General features: G+C 50.8%; 12 protein-coding genes. 3 read left to right on the top strand and 9 right to left on the bottom strand.

The features are described from left to right. Nucleotides 1–123 precede the first annotated feature (123 nt). Nucleotides 124–1,143: a UDP-N-acetylmuramate dehydrogenase gene (murB, locus tag ACY0JR_RS06730; RefSeq protein ID WP_462633177.1), complete on the top strand. Its 1,020-nt coding sequence runs from the start codon at nucleotides 124–126 to the stop codon at nucleotides 1,141–1,143. A 230-nt stretch (nucleotides 1,144–1,373) separates the two neighbouring features. Here murB and ACY0JR_RS06725 read toward each other — a convergent pair whose 3' ends face one another. The 4 genes from ACY0JR_RS06725 to ACY0JR_RS06710 form a co-directional block, all read right to left on the bottom strand. Beyond that, nucleotides 1,374–3,782 (bottom strand): endonuclease MutS2, encoded by a 2,409-nt coding sequence (locus tag ACY0JR_RS06725; RefSeq protein WP_462633176.1) that lies wholly within the window; start codon nucleotides 3,780–3,782, stop codon nucleotides 1,374–1,376. Between the two features lie 172 nt (nucleotides 3,783–3,954). Continuing rightward, the gene (locus tag ACY0JR_RS06720; RefSeq protein ID WP_462633175.1) at nucleotides 3,955–4,734 is read right to left on the bottom strand and encodes a TIGR02757 family protein; all 780 of its coding nucleotides are present in this window, start codon (nucleotides 4,732–4,734) and stop codon (nucleotides 3,955–3,957) included. A gap of 800 nt (nucleotides 4,735–5,534) precedes the next feature. Beyond that, entirely contained in the window at nucleotides 5,535–6,524 is a 990-nt protein-coding gene (locus ACY0JR_RS06715; protein ID WP_462633174.1) for a septal ring lytic transglycosylase RlpA family protein, read from the bottom strand. A 252-nt stretch (nucleotides 6,525–6,776) separates the two neighbouring features. Beyond that, nucleotides 6,777–9,242 (bottom strand): type IA DNA topoisomerase, encoded by a 2,466-nt coding sequence (locus ACY0JR_RS06710; RefSeq protein WP_462633173.1) that lies wholly within the window; start codon nucleotides 9,240–9,242, stop codon nucleotides 6,777–6,779. 312 nt (nucleotides 9,243–9,554) lie between these two features. Here ACY0JR_RS06710 and ACY0JR_RS06705 point away from each other — a divergent pair, with 312 nt between their 5' ends. Then, on the top strand, nucleotides 9,555–10,862 hold the full coding sequence (locus ACY0JR_RS06705) for a hypothetical protein (RefSeq protein ID WP_462633172.1): 1,308 nt from the start codon (nucleotides 9,555–9,557) through the stop codon (nucleotides 10,860–10,862). A 105-nt stretch (nucleotides 10,863–10,967) separates the two neighbouring features. Here ACY0JR_RS06705 and ACY0JR_RS06700 read toward each other — a convergent pair whose 3' ends face one another. From ACY0JR_RS06700 to ACY0JR_RS06680, 5 genes are all read right to left on the bottom strand, one after another. Next, nucleotides 10,968–11,630, bottom strand: coding sequence for a carbonic anhydrase (locus ACY0JR_RS06700; protein WP_462633171.1), 663 nt, complete (start codon nucleotides 11,628–11,630; stop codon nucleotides 10,968–10,970). Nucleotides 11,631–11,651: 21 nt separating this feature from the next. Then, complete coding sequence (locus ACY0JR_RS06695; RefSeq protein WP_462633170.1) at nucleotides 11,652–13,214, bottom strand: SulP family inorganic anion transporter; 1,563 nt, start codon at nucleotides 13,212–13,214, stop codon at nucleotides 11,652–11,654. Between the two features lie 493 nt (nucleotides 13,215–13,707). Further along, complete coding sequence (locus tag ACY0JR_RS06690; RefSeq protein ID WP_462633169.1) at nucleotides 13,708–15,093, bottom strand: HAMP domain-containing sensor histidine kinase; 1,386 nt, start codon at nucleotides 15,091–15,093, stop codon at nucleotides 13,708–13,710. Beyond that, entirely contained in the window at nucleotides 15,090–15,773 is a 684-nt protein-coding gene (locus ACY0JR_RS06685; protein WP_462633168.1) for a response regulator, read from the bottom strand. Before ACY0JR_RS06685 ends, ACY0JR_RS06690 begins: the two co-directional genes overlap by 4 nt. Nucleotides 15,774–16,120: 347 nt before the next feature. After that, nucleotides 16,121–17,347 carry a Bcr/CflA family multidrug efflux MFS transporter gene (locus ACY0JR_RS06680; RefSeq protein WP_462633167.1) on the bottom strand — a complete coding sequence of 409 codons (1,227 nt, stop codon included), beginning with the start codon at nucleotides 17,345–17,347 and terminating at the stop codon, nucleotides 16,121–16,123. 458 nt (nucleotides 17,348–17,805) lie between these two features. On the opposite strand from ACY0JR_RS06680, the gene ACY0JR_RS06675 reads away from it, so the two are divergent. Next, nucleotides 17,806–18,006, top strand: coding sequence for a hypothetical protein (locus ACY0JR_RS06675; RefSeq protein WP_462633166.1), 201 nt, complete (start codon nucleotides 17,806–17,808; stop codon nucleotides 18,004–18,006). The last annotated feature ends 21 nt before the right edge of the window (nucleotides 18,007–18,027 follow it).

The raw sequence follows: 18,027 nt of genomic DNA, 5'->3' as shown, positions 1-18,027 counted from the left end.
TTCAGCAAAAAGGGCCGTAAAACAAGAAGCCACCTCTAACCGGGTGGCTTTTTCTATGCGCCATGCTCCTGCTATTTTCTCTTTCCATTTGCTTACTTTTGCCCCATCACTCAACTCCCTTGCATGACTATTCAACGCGAAGCCTCCCTGCAGCCTTATAACACGTTCGGCATTGACGCCAAAGCCCGTCTTTTGGCCGAGTTTACCACCGTGGATGAGCTGCGGCAACTGTTGCAGAACCCCGAGGTACAGGCCTTGCCCAAACTGATCCTGGGCGGCGGCAGCAACATCCTTTTCACCCAAGACGTGGAAGCGGCCGTGCTCCTGAACCGCATCAAAAGCATCTCGCAAACCCAGGAACCCGACGGCAAGCACGTACTGGTGACCTCGGGCAGCGGTGAGACCTGGCATGATCTGGTGCTGTACACGTTGGAGCATGATTTAGGCGGTATTGAGAATCTTTCTTTGATTCCGGGCACCGTAGGGGCGGCTCCTTTGCAGAACATTGGCGCGTATGGCGTGGAACTGAAAGATACGTTTGTCTCGCTGGAAGCGTTGGAGATTGCTACTGGCGAAGTGATTTCTTTTAACAAAGAGCAATGCGGCTTCGGCTACCGCGAAAGTGTGTTCAAGAAAGAGGCCAAAGGCAAATACATTGTGACCTCGGTCACGCTGAGGCTAACCAAAGAACACACCTTCAATACTTCCTACGGCGCCATACAAGACACCCTGAACCAGCAGGAAGTAAAAGAGTTGAGCTTGAGGGCTATCAGTGAAGCGGTTTGCCACATCAGGAGAAGCAAGTTGCCAGACCCGGCCAAAATTGGGAATGCAGGCTCTTTTTTCAAAAACCCTGAGATTCCGTTGGCCCTATTTGAAATCCTGAAAGCCCAGTACCCCGGCATTCCCGGCTATCCGGTTACGCCCGAGACCATGAAAGTACCCGCCGGTTGGCTCATTGAACAATGCGGCTGGAAAGGCAAAGTCTTAGGTAAACACGGCGTGCACAAAGACCAGGCCCTGGTGCTGGTGAATTACGGCGGAGCCGCCGGAAATGACGTAAAAGCCCTGGCGTACGAGATCATCCAATCTGTGCAGGATAAGTTTGGCATCACGCTTACCCCTGAAGTGAACATCATTTAAGGTTTTTCCAACCTTGTTGTAGAGTGTTTTATCTGCAGGAGTACGATGTTACGGTGTAACGTCGCTACATGATCGGGTAAACTAAACTTGTTATACGGAAAGATGCTAAGCCCGGAGTAGGAAAACACAACCTGACAAATATAAGATAGAAAGGGAGCCAGTTTTTACTGGCTCCCTTTCTATTGAATACGCTTCAAGCCTGTTTTTAGAATAGCAGGCCTAAAACAAGATTACTTTAGCACGATGATGGAAACCCCGTCTCCGCCGCGCTCTACGTGTTCATCCGCTACGCTGGCTACTTCGCGCAGGGTGCGCACGTAATCCCGAATAATCATCTTCAGGATACCGTTGCCACGGCCGTGGATGATTTTCACCTCGGGCATGCCCAGCATGATGGCATCATCCATGAAGTTCATGACGGTGGTCAGGGCTTCCTCGGCGCGTTGGCCGCGTACGTCCAGCGTGTACTGGAAATCGGCCATGCGTTGGGTTACATCCAGGCCTTTGGAAGGCGCCACGGCCGTAGCCAGTTCCTTCTCCTTCTTGGCTTTTTCGCGCACTACGTTAGGGTCTGGCCGTTCCAGTTTCTCCAGCTTCACAATGGTCTTTAGTCCGCCGAAGCTAACTTCTGCCGTTTTGCCTTTAATAGCCAGCAACTCACCCACTGAATCCTGCCCGATTAAGGCCACGCGCTCACCTAACTGTAAAGGGCCGGTTGGCACCGAGCCATTGCGTTTGTACACCGGTTTCGGTTCTGGCGTGAGTTTCTCTCTGAATTCATCTAGTTGCTGGCGGGCCGCTTTGGTTTGCTCCTTGTCGGCCTGGCTGCGTTTGATTTGCTCAATGGTGCTCTCAATCTGCTGGTTGGCGTCTTTCAAGAGCAACTTGGCCTGACCTTTGGCGGTCCGGATGATGTCTTGCTTGCTTTCTTCCAGGTGCTGTTTTAAAGCGGTATATTCCTCTACCTGCTTCTGTAGTTTCCGCTCGTGTTTAGCAACCGCTGCGTTCTTGCGTTCTAAGTCGGTTTTTTCCTGTTCTAGTTGTTCCAGCAGCTTGTCGTAGCGGATCTTCTCTTTCCCTACCAGCGTACCGGCCTTGTCAATAATGTTCTTCGGCAAGCCGATTTTACGGGCAATTTCCAAAGCGAAAGAAGAACCCGGTTTGCCTATCTCCAATTGGTACAGCGGTTGCAACTCGGCGGGATTGTAGCGCATGGCGCCGTTCACAATGCCTTCGTTCTTCTCCGCGAAGTTTTTCAGGTTGGTGTAGTGGGTGGTAATCACACCGAACACTTTCTGGTGGTGCAACTGACCTAAAACCGCCTCGGCAATAGCCCCGCCCAACGCCGGCTCCGTTCCCGTCCCGAACTCGTCAATGAGCACCAGTGACTTCTTATCTGCCAGCAACACAAACTGCTTCATGTTCTGCAGGTGAGAGCTGTACGTACTTAGGTCATTCTCAATGGACTGCTCATCGCCCATATCCAGGAAAATATCATGGAACAAGCCCGCCTCAGAACCTTCGTCCACGGGAATGAGCAAACCGCACTGGAGCATGTACTGCAACAGACCGGCCGTTTTCATGGCCACCGATTTACCCCCGGCGTTCGGTCCCGAGATCAACAGAATACGTTGTTCCTGGTCCAGTTCCAGCGACAGCGGCACTGCTTTCTTGCCCTGCGCCTGCAAGGTCAGGTGCAGAATAGGGTGACGCGCGTTCTTCCACTTCATGACAGGACGCTTGTGCAGCTCCGGCATGATGGCACCCAGTTTATTCGCCACCACCGATTTTGCCCGAATAAAGTCCAGCAAGGCCAGGAACTGGTACGCTTTGCGAAGACCCGGCAGATGGTGCCGCACCTGGTTCGTAACCGCCGTCAATAACCGGATTAACTCCCGGTGGTAGGCGTTTTCCAGGTCTTTGATGTCGTTGTTCAGTTCAAACACGCTCTCCGGCTCCAGGTACACGGTTTGGCCGGTGGCCGATTCATCATGGATAAGCCCTTTGATACGGCGTTTGTATTCGGCAATAACCGGAATCACCAAACGGCCGCCTCTGATGGTAGGTTCGGCATCGCCGGGGGTCCAGCCTTCGTTTTTGGCGTGGCGCAGAATGCTGCTGATGGTCTTACGAAGTTGGGTCTGCTGCCCGATCAGGTCACGCTTCACGCGTTGCAGTTCCGGCGAGGCATCGTCTTTCACGTTGCCGTTGTCATCTACCAGTTTCTCCAACGCAGACACCAAGGCACGGTCTACTTCCACACCTTCGGTGAGGGCTTTTAAGGCCGGGTACTCCCCTTCCTCAGACTCCACAAAGAAGCCCAACGCCTGCCTGATAGCCCGTAGCGACATTTTTACTTCATACACGCCCCGCACTTCCAGAAACGCTCCTTCCAACGATGCCCGGTTCAGGTGCTCGGTTACGTCAAAATAGTAGCTGGATGGGAAATCCTCGCCAGAACGCAGGATATTGGCAAACTCATGCGTTTGCAGCAACAACCGTTGTACCAGGTCAAAGCGGTCCAGGAACGACACCCGCTCTACAAACCTCCGTCCTAACGGACTTAAACAGGCTTCAGACAACATCTCTCTGATTTGGCTGAACCCTATTTTCTGCTCAAAATTTGATGGATATATCAAGTCTTTTCTTTTTCTAGTTTTATTTTCTGTTTCTATCCCAGTTTTGCAAAAGTAGCTTATTTACGGGATTGGTCAGGATATTAGAACATAGTGTAGCGGCTGTATGTTCCTTTGCCTTGAAGAAATATTAAGAGTTTATTATTTAACATATTAATAAAGCTAAAGACACTACTTAAAACTTCTCCTCTATTCCCAACCCGAATAAAGCGTAGTCATACTTGACCGGGTCTGCTGGGTCAAACTGCCGGAGGTTCTGGGTGAGCTCTTCGGCCATGGCCCAATCTGATTGGGTTCTTTGGATGAGCCCCAGACGGCGGGCTACCCGTTGCACGTGCACATCGCAGGGGCACACCAGATCAGCGGGTGATATCTGGTTCCAGATTCCGAAATCCACGCCTTGGTTGTCTTGCCGCACCATCCAGCGCAGGTACATGTTGATGCGTTTACACGCCGATTTCTTGGCCGGGGTAGAAATGTGTTTGCGGGTACGATGCGGCGCTTCGGGCAGGGAAAACACCAGGTTATAGAAGTGTTCCAGCCGGGCTTTTTGGGAAGTGAGCGGAGCGTCTGCCTTACCGACAAAGGCTGCCTCTAAGCTTTCATGCTGCTCATAGAAGCAACGGAAGAAATACACTAGGTACAGCAAATCGGTGTCGTTGAAGGTGCGGTGCTTGAAACCGAGCAGTTGTTTCAGGTCCTCGTCCTGGTGTTGGGTGATGAACTGGTACGGGGCATTGTCCATGCGCTGCAAGAGTTCACGGCACTTATTGATGATGGTTTTGCGCTGGCCCCACGCCAGAATGGCCGCAAAGAACCCTGCTATTTCAATGTCTTGTTTCTGCGTGAACAGGTGTGGAATGGAAACCGGGTCATGCGGAATGAAGTCTGGGGTGTTGTACCGGCGGTAGCGGTTTTCCAGTAAGGCTTCCAGTTGGGAGGGCGGGTAGGGCATTTATTTAAAAATAAGAGAGTTGTTGACTTAGAAAGAGATACAGGTATTTACTTTTTAAGTTAACACTAGTAGTAATTCATTGGCTTCTTTCGTGGGGATTTCTCTTTATTTCACAGGATTGTTTTTGTGGGTGCACGCAGTTTGTTTTTCCCTTGGATTGGCCGCTTTTTGCGTGGGTGGTGGTTTGTGCATGCAGTTTGTAGTTCCCTTGGCTTGGCGGCTTATTGCGTGGGTGCAGGTGCTGGGTTGTTTCATCTTTGGCGGTAAGCGCTCACAGCCGCGAGGCCCAGCCTTCCGCCTTCGCGCAGTGATTTCTCCTCACCTGCTTCGCTAACGCTCACAGGTCGTCGAACTCTAGGCGCTCAAGCGAAAGGCTGGAAACGGGTATGCGTGAAAACAGCAGAGACTCCCCCTTCAAAGGGCAGGGCCGTTAAGTTCTAAAAATTGATATGGTTCAAGTTTTCAACTTGGACCTAAAATGAGCTGAAGTTTGCAAATCAGTGAGGCGTTAGCCTCAAACTCTGCAAGAAAGGCAATGGACTTTACCGCAGTTTAAGCCTCCAATGTAGAACTTAACGGCCCTACCATCAAAGGGGGAGAAGGGGGATGTTTACACCTGCCAGTCACACGCATTCCTTTCTCCTCTAGCAGATATTCTCCTCCTCAGAAAGGTGGGTTTACTCGTCCTGGTTGTACCTCCAACCTATTTTCAGAAAACAAGGCTTCAACTAAAAGAGGCAAAAAACGGCTCAGGGAGTTCCGCTTTTTGCCTCTTTTGGGGAAATCGGCTTAAATACAGCTTAGGGCATGTAGGACACTTCTACCCGGAAGCGTTTGTCTACGGCTCCTATTTGCTGGCAGGCTTTCTTGGAAAGTTTCACGACTACTTTATCGTTGTCACCGGTGGCGGGCAATTTTCCGATGACGCGCACGTACACGGTCTGGTCGTTCATGGGGTTTTTCACGGCCATGATGGTTCCTACGGGTGCGGTTTTGTGCAGGGCCAGGAATTTGTTCGCATCGGTGCGGGTGTCAATCTGTTCGGCCATGCCGCTTTCATTCACTCTGGATACGTACTCAGACGTTTTGGAAGTGGTTTTCTCTTCATCGGCGTCGCCTTTGGCAGCGGTAGAGCTGGCCTTTGTAGCAGGGGCGTTGATAGCGGCAGAAGTACTGGCCGGTTGCTTGGTGGTGGCTACTACGTCATCAGATTCAGGCGTGTACACCTTGGCGCTGGCAGCCGCTTGGGACGGAGCTTTCTCCCCTACCCCTACAATCAGGTTCTGCCCTACTTTCACGGTAGAGGCGGTGAGCTTATTCCATTTCTTCAGGTCGTCTACGCTCACGCTGTGCTGGTTGGCAATGGAGAACAGGGTCTGCCGGGCTTGCACCGTATGGATTTTATTTCCTTTGGCGTCTACCACATAGGTGCGGTTAGCGGCCGGACTGGCTACTGGCTTCTCAGCGGTGGTGGCACTGGCCGAAGCGGTGGTGCTGGTGCTGCCCGTGTTCATGGGAATGAGCACCGTTTGGCCTATCACCAAGGCTTTGTCAACGTTTTTGTTAGCCGCTACAATTTTTTCAACGGTAACGCTGTATTTGCGGGCCAACGCGTAGAGCGTTTCACCGGGGGTTACTTTATGGGTGATGTAGGTTTTTCCGTTCAGGGTTTTCACCCCGGTGGAATCACGCACAAACAAAGTTTCGGCTGAGGCGGCGCCATAGGAAACCATGACACATCCCAAAACAAACACAAACTTCTTTAACATGGATTCTACTTCTTTATTCATTAAAAATGGGGCAGCGCCGTCTGGCAAAAGCCACCAGAGAAAGACAAATCTCGCCTCTTCACAAGCAAACTGCCACTCTTTACTTTCGCTTCAAAAAGGATAAACGCAACTTGCTGAAGCTATTGAGAGGGTCTAAGTTACCAAAAAAATCAAAAACCACCTGCCTTCGTTTTACGTTTAACGGCAGCCGTACCCTATTTAGGCAGATTTCAGGTAACGAATCCTCTCTGGTCTGAAGAACGAAAAGCCGCGTTAAAACTGGTATACCACCTTGAATTCTTCGTTCAGTTTTAAGGCAGCTTCAAATTTGTTGCCAGTCTTAGGCGAGGTGAAGCCTTTTATCTTGCCAGTTTTGCCTTTCAGGACCAACGCCTTGATGTGGCTTTCAGACAAGGTTTTCCCGTGCAACTCAAACGGCACCATAAACTGGCATCCTTCCCTAAAGCGGCTACAGCCGTAAGCGGTTTTCCCTTTCAGCATCTGGCCCTGGCTGCACTTGGGGCAAATCATGACTACGGGCTTTTCCTCTTTGGCTTCGGCCTTTTCCAACTGCAGTTCATGGGCTGGAGACAAGGTGAACGCCGCGTCAAATTTCTCGCCCGTGGCTTCGTCCACGAATCCTTTCACTACTGGACTCTTACCTTTTTTGAGAAGCGCCTGCACCTGTTTTTCTGCCAACGGCTTGCCCTGAAAAGTCATGGGCAGCCGGAACGTACAACCTTCCCTGAAACGAGCACACCCGTAGGCCTGGCTCCCTTTCAGGATGTGACCGGTGCCGCAGGCGGGGCAACTTCCCAAACCAGCTGCCACTGGTCCCGAGGCATTTTTAGCTTCTCTTTTGGGTTTCTCGCTCTTTTTGGCGGTCTCTTTTTCGGGAGCTTTTCCGGGAGTTTCAGCGGGCTGAAGCGTAACGCGGTGGTTGTCCTGTTTTACTTCCTGCACCATTTCCCACACCAAGCCCTTAAGTTCACGCAGGAAATCATCGGCGGAGAACTCACCGCCTTCAATCTGTCTTAACTTCTTTTCCCATTGCCCGGTCATCTCCGCAGATTTGAGGGTGGGGTTTTTGATGACCTGAATGAGGTCTATGCCCATTTGGGTAGGCAATATTTTCTTCTTCTCCTTCTTAATGTAGTTGCGTTTGAACAGCGTCTCAATGATGGCCGCGCGGGTAGAAGGCCTTCCAATGCCGTTTTCCTTCAACGCTTCTTTCAACTCATCGTCCTCTACCTGTTTCCCGGCCGTTTCCATGGAACGCAGTAAGGTGGCTTCAGTATAATCTTTGGGCGGACTGGTGGATTTGCGTTCCAGCAACGGCTCATGAGGGCCGCGTTCCCCGGCATCAAAATGGGGAAGCACCGCTAGTTCTTCTTCCTTCTCCTCGCCTTCGGCGGATGGTTTAGCAGTTGGTTTGGGGGCGGCCGTGTTTTCCTCAGGACCATAGACTACGCGCCAACCGGGCTCCAGAATCTGTTTTCCTTTAGCCCGGAACGCGTGCTGCGCTGCTTCGCCGTTTACCACGGTGTTGCTCACAATACAGTCTGGGTAAAAAGCAGCGATGAACCGTTTGGCTACCACGTCAAACACCTTGGCTTCGGTCCCGAACAAACCTCTGGCCTCGGCTCCGGTGGGAATGATGGCGTGGTGGTCGGTGACTTTATTATTGTTGAAGACCTTGGCAGATTTCCTGATTTTCTTGCCCAGCAGTTCCTGCGTGAGGTGCTGGTAACCGGTCAAACCGCTCAGAATGCTGGGGATTTTAGGGTAAATATCATCCGGCAGGAACGTGGTATCTACCCTGGGGTAACTGACTACCTTTTTCTCGTAGAGGCTTTGCACCGTCTTGAGCGTCTCATCGGCTGACAAGCCGAATTTATTGTTACACTCTACTTGCAGCGAGGTAAGGTCAAAGAGCCGGGGCGCACTTTCAGTGCCCTTTTTGGTTTCTACGTCTTTTATCTCAAACTCAGCAGGTCTGATCTGCTCCAGAATGGCCTGGGCTTTGGCTTCGTCTTTGAAGCGGCCCGAGGTGCTGCTGAAGGTAACCTCTCGGTACACGGTCTTGAGTTCCCAGAACGGTTCAGATTTGAAATTCTGAATCTCCAGGTGCCGGTGCACAATCATAGCCAGCGTAGGCGTCTGCACGCGACCCAGAGAAAGCAATTGTCTCCCCTGAGCGTATTTCACGGTAAACAGACGGGTGGCATTGATACCTAGAAGCCAATCACCAATGGCGCGGCTTTTTCCAGCCTGGTACAACTGGTCAAACTCTTTGCCATCGCGCAATTGCGCAAACCCTTGCCTGATAGCTTCTTCAGTCAAAGAGGAAATCCAGAGGCGTTTAAAGGGTTTGCGGTATTTGGCCTGGTGCAACACCCAACGCTGAATCACCTCTCCTTCCTGCCCGGCATCACCGCAGTTAATCACCTCTTCGGCTTGGTCCAGGAGGGTCTGAATAATTTTGAATTGCTGCTCTACCCCTTTGTTACTGATGAGTTTGATATCGAAACGATCTGGCACCAAAGGCAGGTCTGGCAGGTACCAGCGCTTCCAGTTGGGGTTGTAATCATCTGGTTCGCAGAGCTGGCAGAAGTGCCCGAAGGTCCAGGTGACCTGGTACCCATTGCCTTCAAAATACCCGTTCATCTTGGTCTTGGCACCAAGCACATGGGCAATCTCACGGGCGACACTAGGCTTTTCGGCGATGCAGAGTTTCAAGGCTATTTATCAGAAATCAGGTAAAAAACGGACTCCAAAGGTACGCAAAAATGAGGGCTTATGCCAGTTATGGAACAACAGAACACATATATCACTTTTTATATGTATTATAAATTTTAAACTATAAATGGGCGCTTCCTTATAAATTCTTTATCAATCAGTTAACTTCCATATAAGTGTTTTCAACCTACCCACACCGGTATTGCTTTTTGGGATTTATACTTAACTAAGCCAAAATGGACTCGTATATATTACCCGGTGCCTTAGGTGGCATCTGATGTATCCATCATTCACCTTAAACTATAAATAACTATGAGAAATCACGGAATGGGGTACGATGCGTTTAACTCGTATCGCTCTGGACATGAAAACACGAGTCGTAGTGAGTGGGGCAGCTTAGGCAACCGCACCGAGGGACAAGGAAATAAGGATTATCAATCATACGGCGGCAGCAACAACCGCGGCAACACCGGCGACCGGGGCGAAAGCAATTTCACCAGCCAGGGAGGCTCAGTGTTCAGCGGCAACCTGGGTGACCGTCAGGAAAACCACTACAGCAGTCAAAGCTCTAATTACGGCGGAAACCAATATCGCACGGGAAACCAAAGCGACCAAAACCGAAGCGGCATGGGAGGCCAGCAAGGCAGCACCAGCGGCTGGAGCGGACACTCCATGCAAGGCAACTCTAATCAAAACAGAGGCGGTTCAAACCAGGGAAGCTACGGCTACGGCTCTTCTATGGGCAACCAAGGCAGCATGAACTCCGGTGGTTATGGGGCGTATGGCTCTGGCTCCAACCAAGGCCATTCCAATAATTACGGTAGCTCTAACTACGGCCAAAGCGGCTCTTCCAACACCGGCGGGTCTTCTTCTAACATAGGAACGTACGGCGGTGCCCGTTCTGGTTACGCGGGTTCTTCTTCCGGCAATACGTCTGGGGGGGCTATGGACAGAGGCAACGCTTACAGCAATTACGGTAATTCAAATGACTACAGAGGCTCAAACTCAGGTTACAGCTCCAATAACTACGGAAACAACCGTGGCGGGCAGCAATCAGGCTCCAGCAACTACGGAGGATCTTTTGGACACAGCGGGTCTTCGTATGGGAATAATTCAGAGTCTAATTACGGGCAGTCTTCCAGAGGCGGTTCTGGATATGGAATGAGTGGTGGCTCAGGCATGGGCAATTCCTGGGACAGCAACCGTCACTCTGGCGGCAACACCAACATGTACGGCACCAACAACCAAAGCAGCAACCGCGGCGGCAACAGCTGGATGAACCATGACAATGACCACGATCATGACCATGCCCAATACAGCCACGGCAACGCCAGCCAAAACCGCTACTCAGATGACTACAGCCATCCGTCTAACATGAACAGTAGCCGTGACTATGACCAGGACCGGTATAGACACAACCGCAGCAATGAAAACAACATGGACAACAACCAGGAAGACGAAGGCTTCTTCGGTAAAATAACCCATGGAATTCGGGATGCCTGGAACAGCATAGCCGGCGACGAGGATGATAACTATGACAACAATAACAACCGCAGAAATTCTTCTGCCGGCGGCCCTCCTTACGGTTTCGGCTCCGGTTCTAACAATGCTGGTTGGTAAGAAACACCTCCTTTGAGAAACAAAAAGCCCCACCAATGGTGGGGCTTTTTGTTTCTCAACTAAACTAGATATGAAACTTAAAACTTAACTAAAACTAAAGGTTTTCTAGAGGGCATTCATGCCATAGATGTGGTCGTATCTTCTGAGCATGTGCTCCTTTACATTCAGGTTGTGCAGAATTCCGTCTCTGATGTCATACACCAAACCATGTAATTGGGGCGGATCTTCGTTCTTGAGGGCATTCTGAATGATGGAGGTTTTGGAAAGGTTGATCACCTGTTCCATCACGTTTAGCTCTACCAGTCTGCGCAAACGCTGCTCTTCATCTGTGATGAAGTTCAACTCATTGTCATGCAGTCTGATCACATCTTTGATGTTGGTGAGCCAGTTGTCAATCAGCCCAAATTGTTTGTCGCTCATGGCGGCAGCCACGCCTCCGCAACCGTAATGGCCTACTACCATCACGTGCTTCACTTTCAGCACTTCAACGGCGTATTGCAGTACAGATAGAAGGTTCATGTCTGTATGCACCACCATGTTAGCGATGTTGCGGTGCACAAACATTTCGCCTGGCTCTGTGCCGGCAATCTTGCTGGAAGGCACCCGGCTGTCTGAGCAGCCAATGAAAAGGTATTTAGGGGCCTGGCCTTTGGCCGAACGCTCAAAGAAATCTGGTTCTTCTTTCTGCTTACGCTCTACCCAGGCGCGGTTTCCGGCAAAGATCTTCTCCATGTCTGGGTGTAGTGGGCTATTATTCACAGTCTCCATAGGTATATCTTGATTTTAAAGTTAATGCATATCTACAGTAGCCACACTGGGAATATCACGGAGGGTTAACCGGATGTCTTTTTCTTTGGCTACCGTTCTAAAGTTTTGGATGGCTTCCAGTACGTCATGGTCTATGTAGGTAGACTGGGAGCCGTCAATGATTACGTCACTGTTTTCTGGCAAGTGCTCTAAGGTAAGGGCCACACTGGCTTTGTTCAGGAAGGTAACGTTTTCGCTCAGCTTTATGTGAATTTTATCCTGACCGTCATAGCTTTCGCGTTTGAAGAAGTACGGTGACTTGTAATTGGCTTTGAGAATGTAGAAAACACCTACCACCAAACCAATGGAAATACCTTTCAACAAGTCGGTGAACAGAATGGCCGTAATAGTGATGATAAACGGCAAGAACTGATCTAACCCAAGTTTCCATTGTGCCTTGTACAGGGCTGGTTTGGTCAGCTTAAACCCTACCATCAACAACACGGCGGCCAGCGCAGCCAACGGTACGTACCGCAGGAAATCTGTCAGGAAGAGGATGGAAAGCAGCAGGAACACCCCGTGGAAGAACGAAGACAGCTTAGATTCACCGCCTGCATTCACGTTAGCCGAGCTACGCACAATAACGGCCGTAAGCGGAATACCACCAATCAAACCACTGATCATGTTACCCACGCCTTGCGCTTTCAACTCACGGTTATTAGGCGAACGACGCTTGTGCGGGTCTAGTTTGTCAACGGCTTCCAGACTCAGTAAGCTTTCCAAACTGGCTACAATAGCGAGGGTGGCACCCACCACATAAACCGATGGATTAGTGAACGCTGACCAATCTGGGAAACGCAATTCATTCAATAAAGAAGCAGGTCCGGTAATGTTGGGCAGTTGCACCAGGTGCGTATCTGCGATGGTAAATGCCGGGAAAGAGTTTTGGAACAGAAGGTTCAAGCCAATAGAAAGCAATACGGCAATCAACGCTCCCGGCACCAGTTTCAGGAACTTCACGCGCTGCACGAAGGGCTTTTCCCAGAGAATCAGAATAGCCAGCGAAATCACGCCCACTATCAAAGAACCTATCTGCAGACGGTTATTCAACGCAAAGCCGATTTCAGAAAAAGTATTGCGTCCGTCTGACTGGAAGAAGTCCAGATCACCCAGAAAATCCTCATCGGCGCCTAAAAAGTGCGGAATCTGCTTCAGAATCAAGATAAGGCCAATAGCCGCCAGCATCCCCTTGATCACCGACGATGGGAAGTACAGACCAATGATTCCCGCTTTCAGGTAACCCAGAATGATCTGTAACACACCGCAGACCACCACCGCCAGCAGGAATACCTCATAACTGCCTAACGTGGAAATACCGTTGAGCACAATCACGGTTAGTCCTGCGGCCGGGCCACTCACGCTCAGTTGGGAGCCACTCAGCAAGGAGATCACCAGACCGCCCACCACACCGGCAATAAGTCCGGCGAAAAGCGGCGCCCCAGATGCCAGGGAAATTCCCAGGCACAACGGCAAGGCCACCAAAAACACCACCAATCCCGCAGACAGGTCCTTGCCCACCGTATCAAACAACCCTCTTTCTTTCATACACTTTGTTTCTCTTGCTTTTAGCTGCCAAACTGGCAACCATATAACTTCTTTACAGATAATATTTAATACAAAAGTCACTAAGTGGAATTAAGATCGAATTAAAAGCAGATTAAAATTTGATTAAAATGTAAAATGAAAGCGGGAGGATAAAGACTATTGAGAAGAGTGTTTTGCGGCTGTTTTTGGTAAAAGAGCTGTAAACGGAGAATTAAGATTACCTTATCCCCCTCGCTCGCCTCTGGCGAGTGTGAGCTACCTGCGGCGTCCCGCCGCTTTAGGTACATTTATTCAAAACAAGCAAAGGAAAAGCCAGAGGCTGTAGGTAGCTCACACTCGCCAGAGGCGAGCGAGGGGACAATCCATCGTATTTACAGGTATGACTTTGCTGACCGTTTAAAGGCTGACTTTAGGAAATCTGCTTAAAATCAAGGATTGGATAGTAACTCAAGTATTCACTTCCTCTTCGTGAAAACAGCGGTTTATTGACTTGTTAGAGCTTGTACACCTCGTATAGTTTAGGTAGTGTAATAGTCACTTCGGTGCCTTGGTTTAGCTGGGAATGCACCGCAATGGAGCCTTTATGGAGTTGGATGATCTTCTCGGCGAGGGGTAAGCCGATACCGTGCCCGGAGATATCCCGCACGTTCTCGGCCCGGAAAAAAGGCACGAATACCTTGCGGACATCTTCGGGCGCCATACCGATGCCCCGGTCGCTCACGCGCAACAACAGGCTGCGCGGCTGCACTTCAATGGAGGCTGTAATGGTGGGGTTCTTACCCGAGAACTTGGCGGCATTTTCTAACACGTTGACGGTGGCAATGAGCAACAAGGCTTCGTTTCCTTTGATGATAAGCTCGTTATCGTCTTCGGGCAGGTTCACGTACTCAACCTCAACTTGCATGTGCGGCTGGCGTTTGCGGGCTTCGGCGCAAGCCTGCCACATGAGCTCATCCAGGCGTAATTCGGTCATCTGGACCTTGGTAGTGTCTGAACTGGCCTGCACCATCTGCAGCAATCCGTTGGAGAGTTGGGCCAGCAGTTTGGCATCTTCCAGAATAGATTGCAGCACCCGTTCGTACTCATCGGGGTGGCGTTGGTTCATGAGGGCAACCTGAAGTTCACCAATCATGGCGGTGAGCGGAGTTCTCAGTTCATGGGAGGCGTTGGAGACAAAGGTTTTCTGCACCTCAAACGCCAGTTCTAAGCGGTTTAACAGGTTGTTGAACGTCTGGGCCAGGTGGGACACTTCATCCTTTCCATCGGCTTGGGTGAGCCGTTGGTGCAGGTCAGAGGCGTTGATCTTCTCCACCTCAGAGACCACTTTCAGGAAAGGCTTCAGGGCAGCCCTAGAGAAAATGATTCCGCAGATGATGACCGTTACCAAAGCCATCACAAAACCAGTGATAAGTAAGGTGCGCAGGTGCTGGAGCTTGTTCAGGTTATACAAATCTATGGAAGACGCCATCACAAAATGAACCTGCCCCCGGTGCAGATACCGAATGCCCACCATCTGGCGGTCGCCCTGCTCCATGCGTACTTCACCGGTTTGCCGCAGGCGTTGCAGCAGTTGCGGGGGTACTTGCACGTTTTCTTCGCCCTCCATAAAAATAAGGCGCTGGTTCTGGTCAAACACTTTCACGGTCTCACGGGGAAGCATCTGAAAATACAGCCGTTGGTCCAGGGCGTGCTGCTGCTGGCTTACGGTGTCTGCATCCAGCACATAATGGGCCGTGGCGTACGCCCGGTTCAGAATACGGCCGTAGAAATCATTTTTGCGGTACAGGGCACTAAAATAATAAACCGATACAGAAAAAAAGAGCAGAATACCCATGAAGATGACGGTAAACTGCAGGGTAAGTTTGGTTTTGATTTTCATTTCTCTTCCATCTCCTTCATTACATAACCCATGCCCACCAATGTGTGAATGAGCTTTGGCGAGAAATCTTTGTCTATCTTTTTACGGAGGAAGTTAATGTACACGTCAATGACGTTGCTGCCGGTATCAAAGGACGTTTCCCAGACCTGCTCAATGATGTCTACCCGGGAGACTACGCGTTCTTTGTTGCGCAGCAAATACTGCAGCAGCGCAAACTCGCGGGCGGTGAGGGAAATGGGCGTTCCGTTCCGGAACACGGTTTTCTTCTGCACATCCAACTCCAGATCAGCTATCTTCAGCACCTCGGTGCCCACACTTTCCTGTGAGCGGCGGGTCAAGGCCCTGATACGCGCCAAAAGCTCCTGAAACTCGAAGGGTTTTACCAAGTAATCATCGGCCCCGGAATCAAGCCCCAGAATTTTGTCATCGGTGCTGCCCAAGGCAGTAAGCATGAGAATGGGCACGGTGAGGTTCTGCTGCCGGATGAGTTTACACACCTCCACCCCGTTCATGCGCGGCAGAATCACGTCCAGAATAACCAGTGCGTATTCGTTTTCCATGGCCAGTTTGGCGCCGTAAAAGCCATCATACGCCGGCTCCACCTCGTACATCTGCTCCTCCAGCCCTTTCTTGATGAACGCACTTACTTTGGGCTCGTCTTCAATAAGCAGTATTTTCATGGGGCTAAGATAGAAAGTTGCGGGGGAACAAACACAGCCACTACGCCTCTGCAGGTTTCCCCTGGTTGCCTGTGTGCTTGCTGGTGCTTTAGTTTAGGCTGAGTTTATTTCGGTTGGTGTTCCCGGCGAGTCTGGAGACTCGCTTCATCTTGTGTCACGAGACTGGAGTCTCGCGGCAGTGGATTTGATATCTTGAGAGGTCTTGGAATATTTAGGATTCTCAGCTTAGAATAGGCTGGAGTGATGTTCAATTGATTCCAATGCAGAAAAAAACAAAAGCCTGTTTCAGGTCTGTTATGCAGAAAACAGACCCGAAACAGGCTTTTATAGCAGGTACAAGAAAGAAACTAAAGCTCAGGAGCCAAGCCCGCTACTTCCGCTTTCCGGTAAGAAGCGGCGCTTCCCTGGCCTATAAAGTAAATTAAGATACCCAGCACGGTGCAGGACGTCATCACCCCAACCATGGGCAAGGCGGTGTTGTTGTGCAGCAAACTCACCGCCCCGGATACCAAGGCTCCAATGCCCATCCTGAAACTTCCGGCCAGGGCCGAGGCGCTTCCGGCAAACTTAGAGAATGGCGCCAGCGATAAAGCCGAGGCGTTTGGAGCGGTAAGCCCCTGCCCCAGCAGGAACAGGAACAATACAATAATTAAACCCATCTGGCCATACCAACCCGCATACACCCCAACCACCATAATGGCTCCCACCACAGTCTGGTACACTAAACCCATTCTAATGATCTGGTCGCTGCTAAGTTTCCGCAGTAATATGTGGTTAAATTGCGGAGAACCAATCATGGCCACAGACAAAGCCGCGAAAATCCAGCCGTACTCCTGCTCGCTTACCTTATAAATGTTCATGAACACGTCTGGTGAACCCGAGATGTACGCAAACGGCGCCGCCGAGGCAATGCCGCCTACCAGGGTGTATACCAGGAACTGCGGATTGCGTAGAACCGCATAGAAATTCCCAAGTACCGCCTTCGGTTTTAAGGACATAGCTGGGTCTGGCTGCTTCCCTTCGGGCAGGAAAAAAAAGATGGCAATGAGCATGACCAGGGTAATAGCTGCCAAGGTCAGGAAGACGGAAGGCCAACCGAAGGCAGACGTCATGTACCCTCCTACCGTGGGGGCAATCATGGGCGAAACGGCTATCACCAGAATCAACCAGGAGAAAACCTTTGCCGTTTCCGTCACCGGAAACAAATCCCGCACCAGCGCCTGGGCCGCCACCATTCCCGCACAGCCGCCAATGGCCTGTAGAAAGCGCATCAAGATCAGCATGTCTGGTGAGTCTGCGAGGGCACAGCCAATGGAGGCCGCAATGTACACGCCCAAACCGGCATACAAAGGATACTTCCGCCCGAAACGGTCCAGCAGCGGCCCATACAGCAACTGCCCCACCGATATCCCGATGAGGTACGCCGTTAAGGAAAGCTGCACGTTGGAGATGGTGGTATTAAGATCCTGGGCAATGGCCGGAAAACCCGGCAGGTACATGTCAATGGAAAAGGGACTGATGGTGGAAAGGGAACCCAGAATCAGGATAATCAGAAAATATTGTTTACGCGTCATAATAAAAAGCCAAAGGTACGTCACCTAAGGTTCAAACCGGCACAAACCATTAGTACCCTCTGTGAAACCAAACTTTGTGTACGCGATTGCCCAGCACAAGGACAGGTGTTTTGACATTGTTTCCCGAAAATTACCACCCCGCCCTCCAGGCACCCCTCCTACATTAAGAGGGAAGTTGATTTGGTAGGTGGAATTAGGAGGTGTATATCCTCGGAAATGCGTGGTTTCGCTGCGGGGCAGCGAGGGTAGTCTGAAGACTACCCGGCATCTGTAGGCACGAGTCAGAGACTCGCGCCAGCGATAAGAAAAGTGGAGAAAAACACGCATATCCGTTTCCAGCCTTTCGCTTGAGCGCCTAGAGTTCGACCACCTCTGAGCGTTAGCGAAGCAGGCAGGGAGAAATCACAGCGCGAGGGCGGAAGGCGGGGCCTCGCGGCCGTGAGCGCTTACCGGAAAAGATGAAACAACAAAGCTCTAAAACCCACGCAACAACAGAAAAGCCAAGGGAACAGCAAACTGCATGCGCCTACCTCTACCCACGCAGAAAGCAGACAAGCCAAGGTAACTACAAACTACGTGCACCAAGCGCAAAGAAAGCATTTACACCTTACTTTCCGCAAAACAGGCTTAAAAAAAAAGAGCATCAGAAAATTTTCTGATGCTCTTCTCAATCATGACAA

It is taken from the genome of Rufibacter sp. JT3400010 (genome assembly GCF_054956755.1).
Note: the sequence above shows the minus strand (reverse complement) of the source record. Positions and strands in the feature narration are given on the sequence as shown.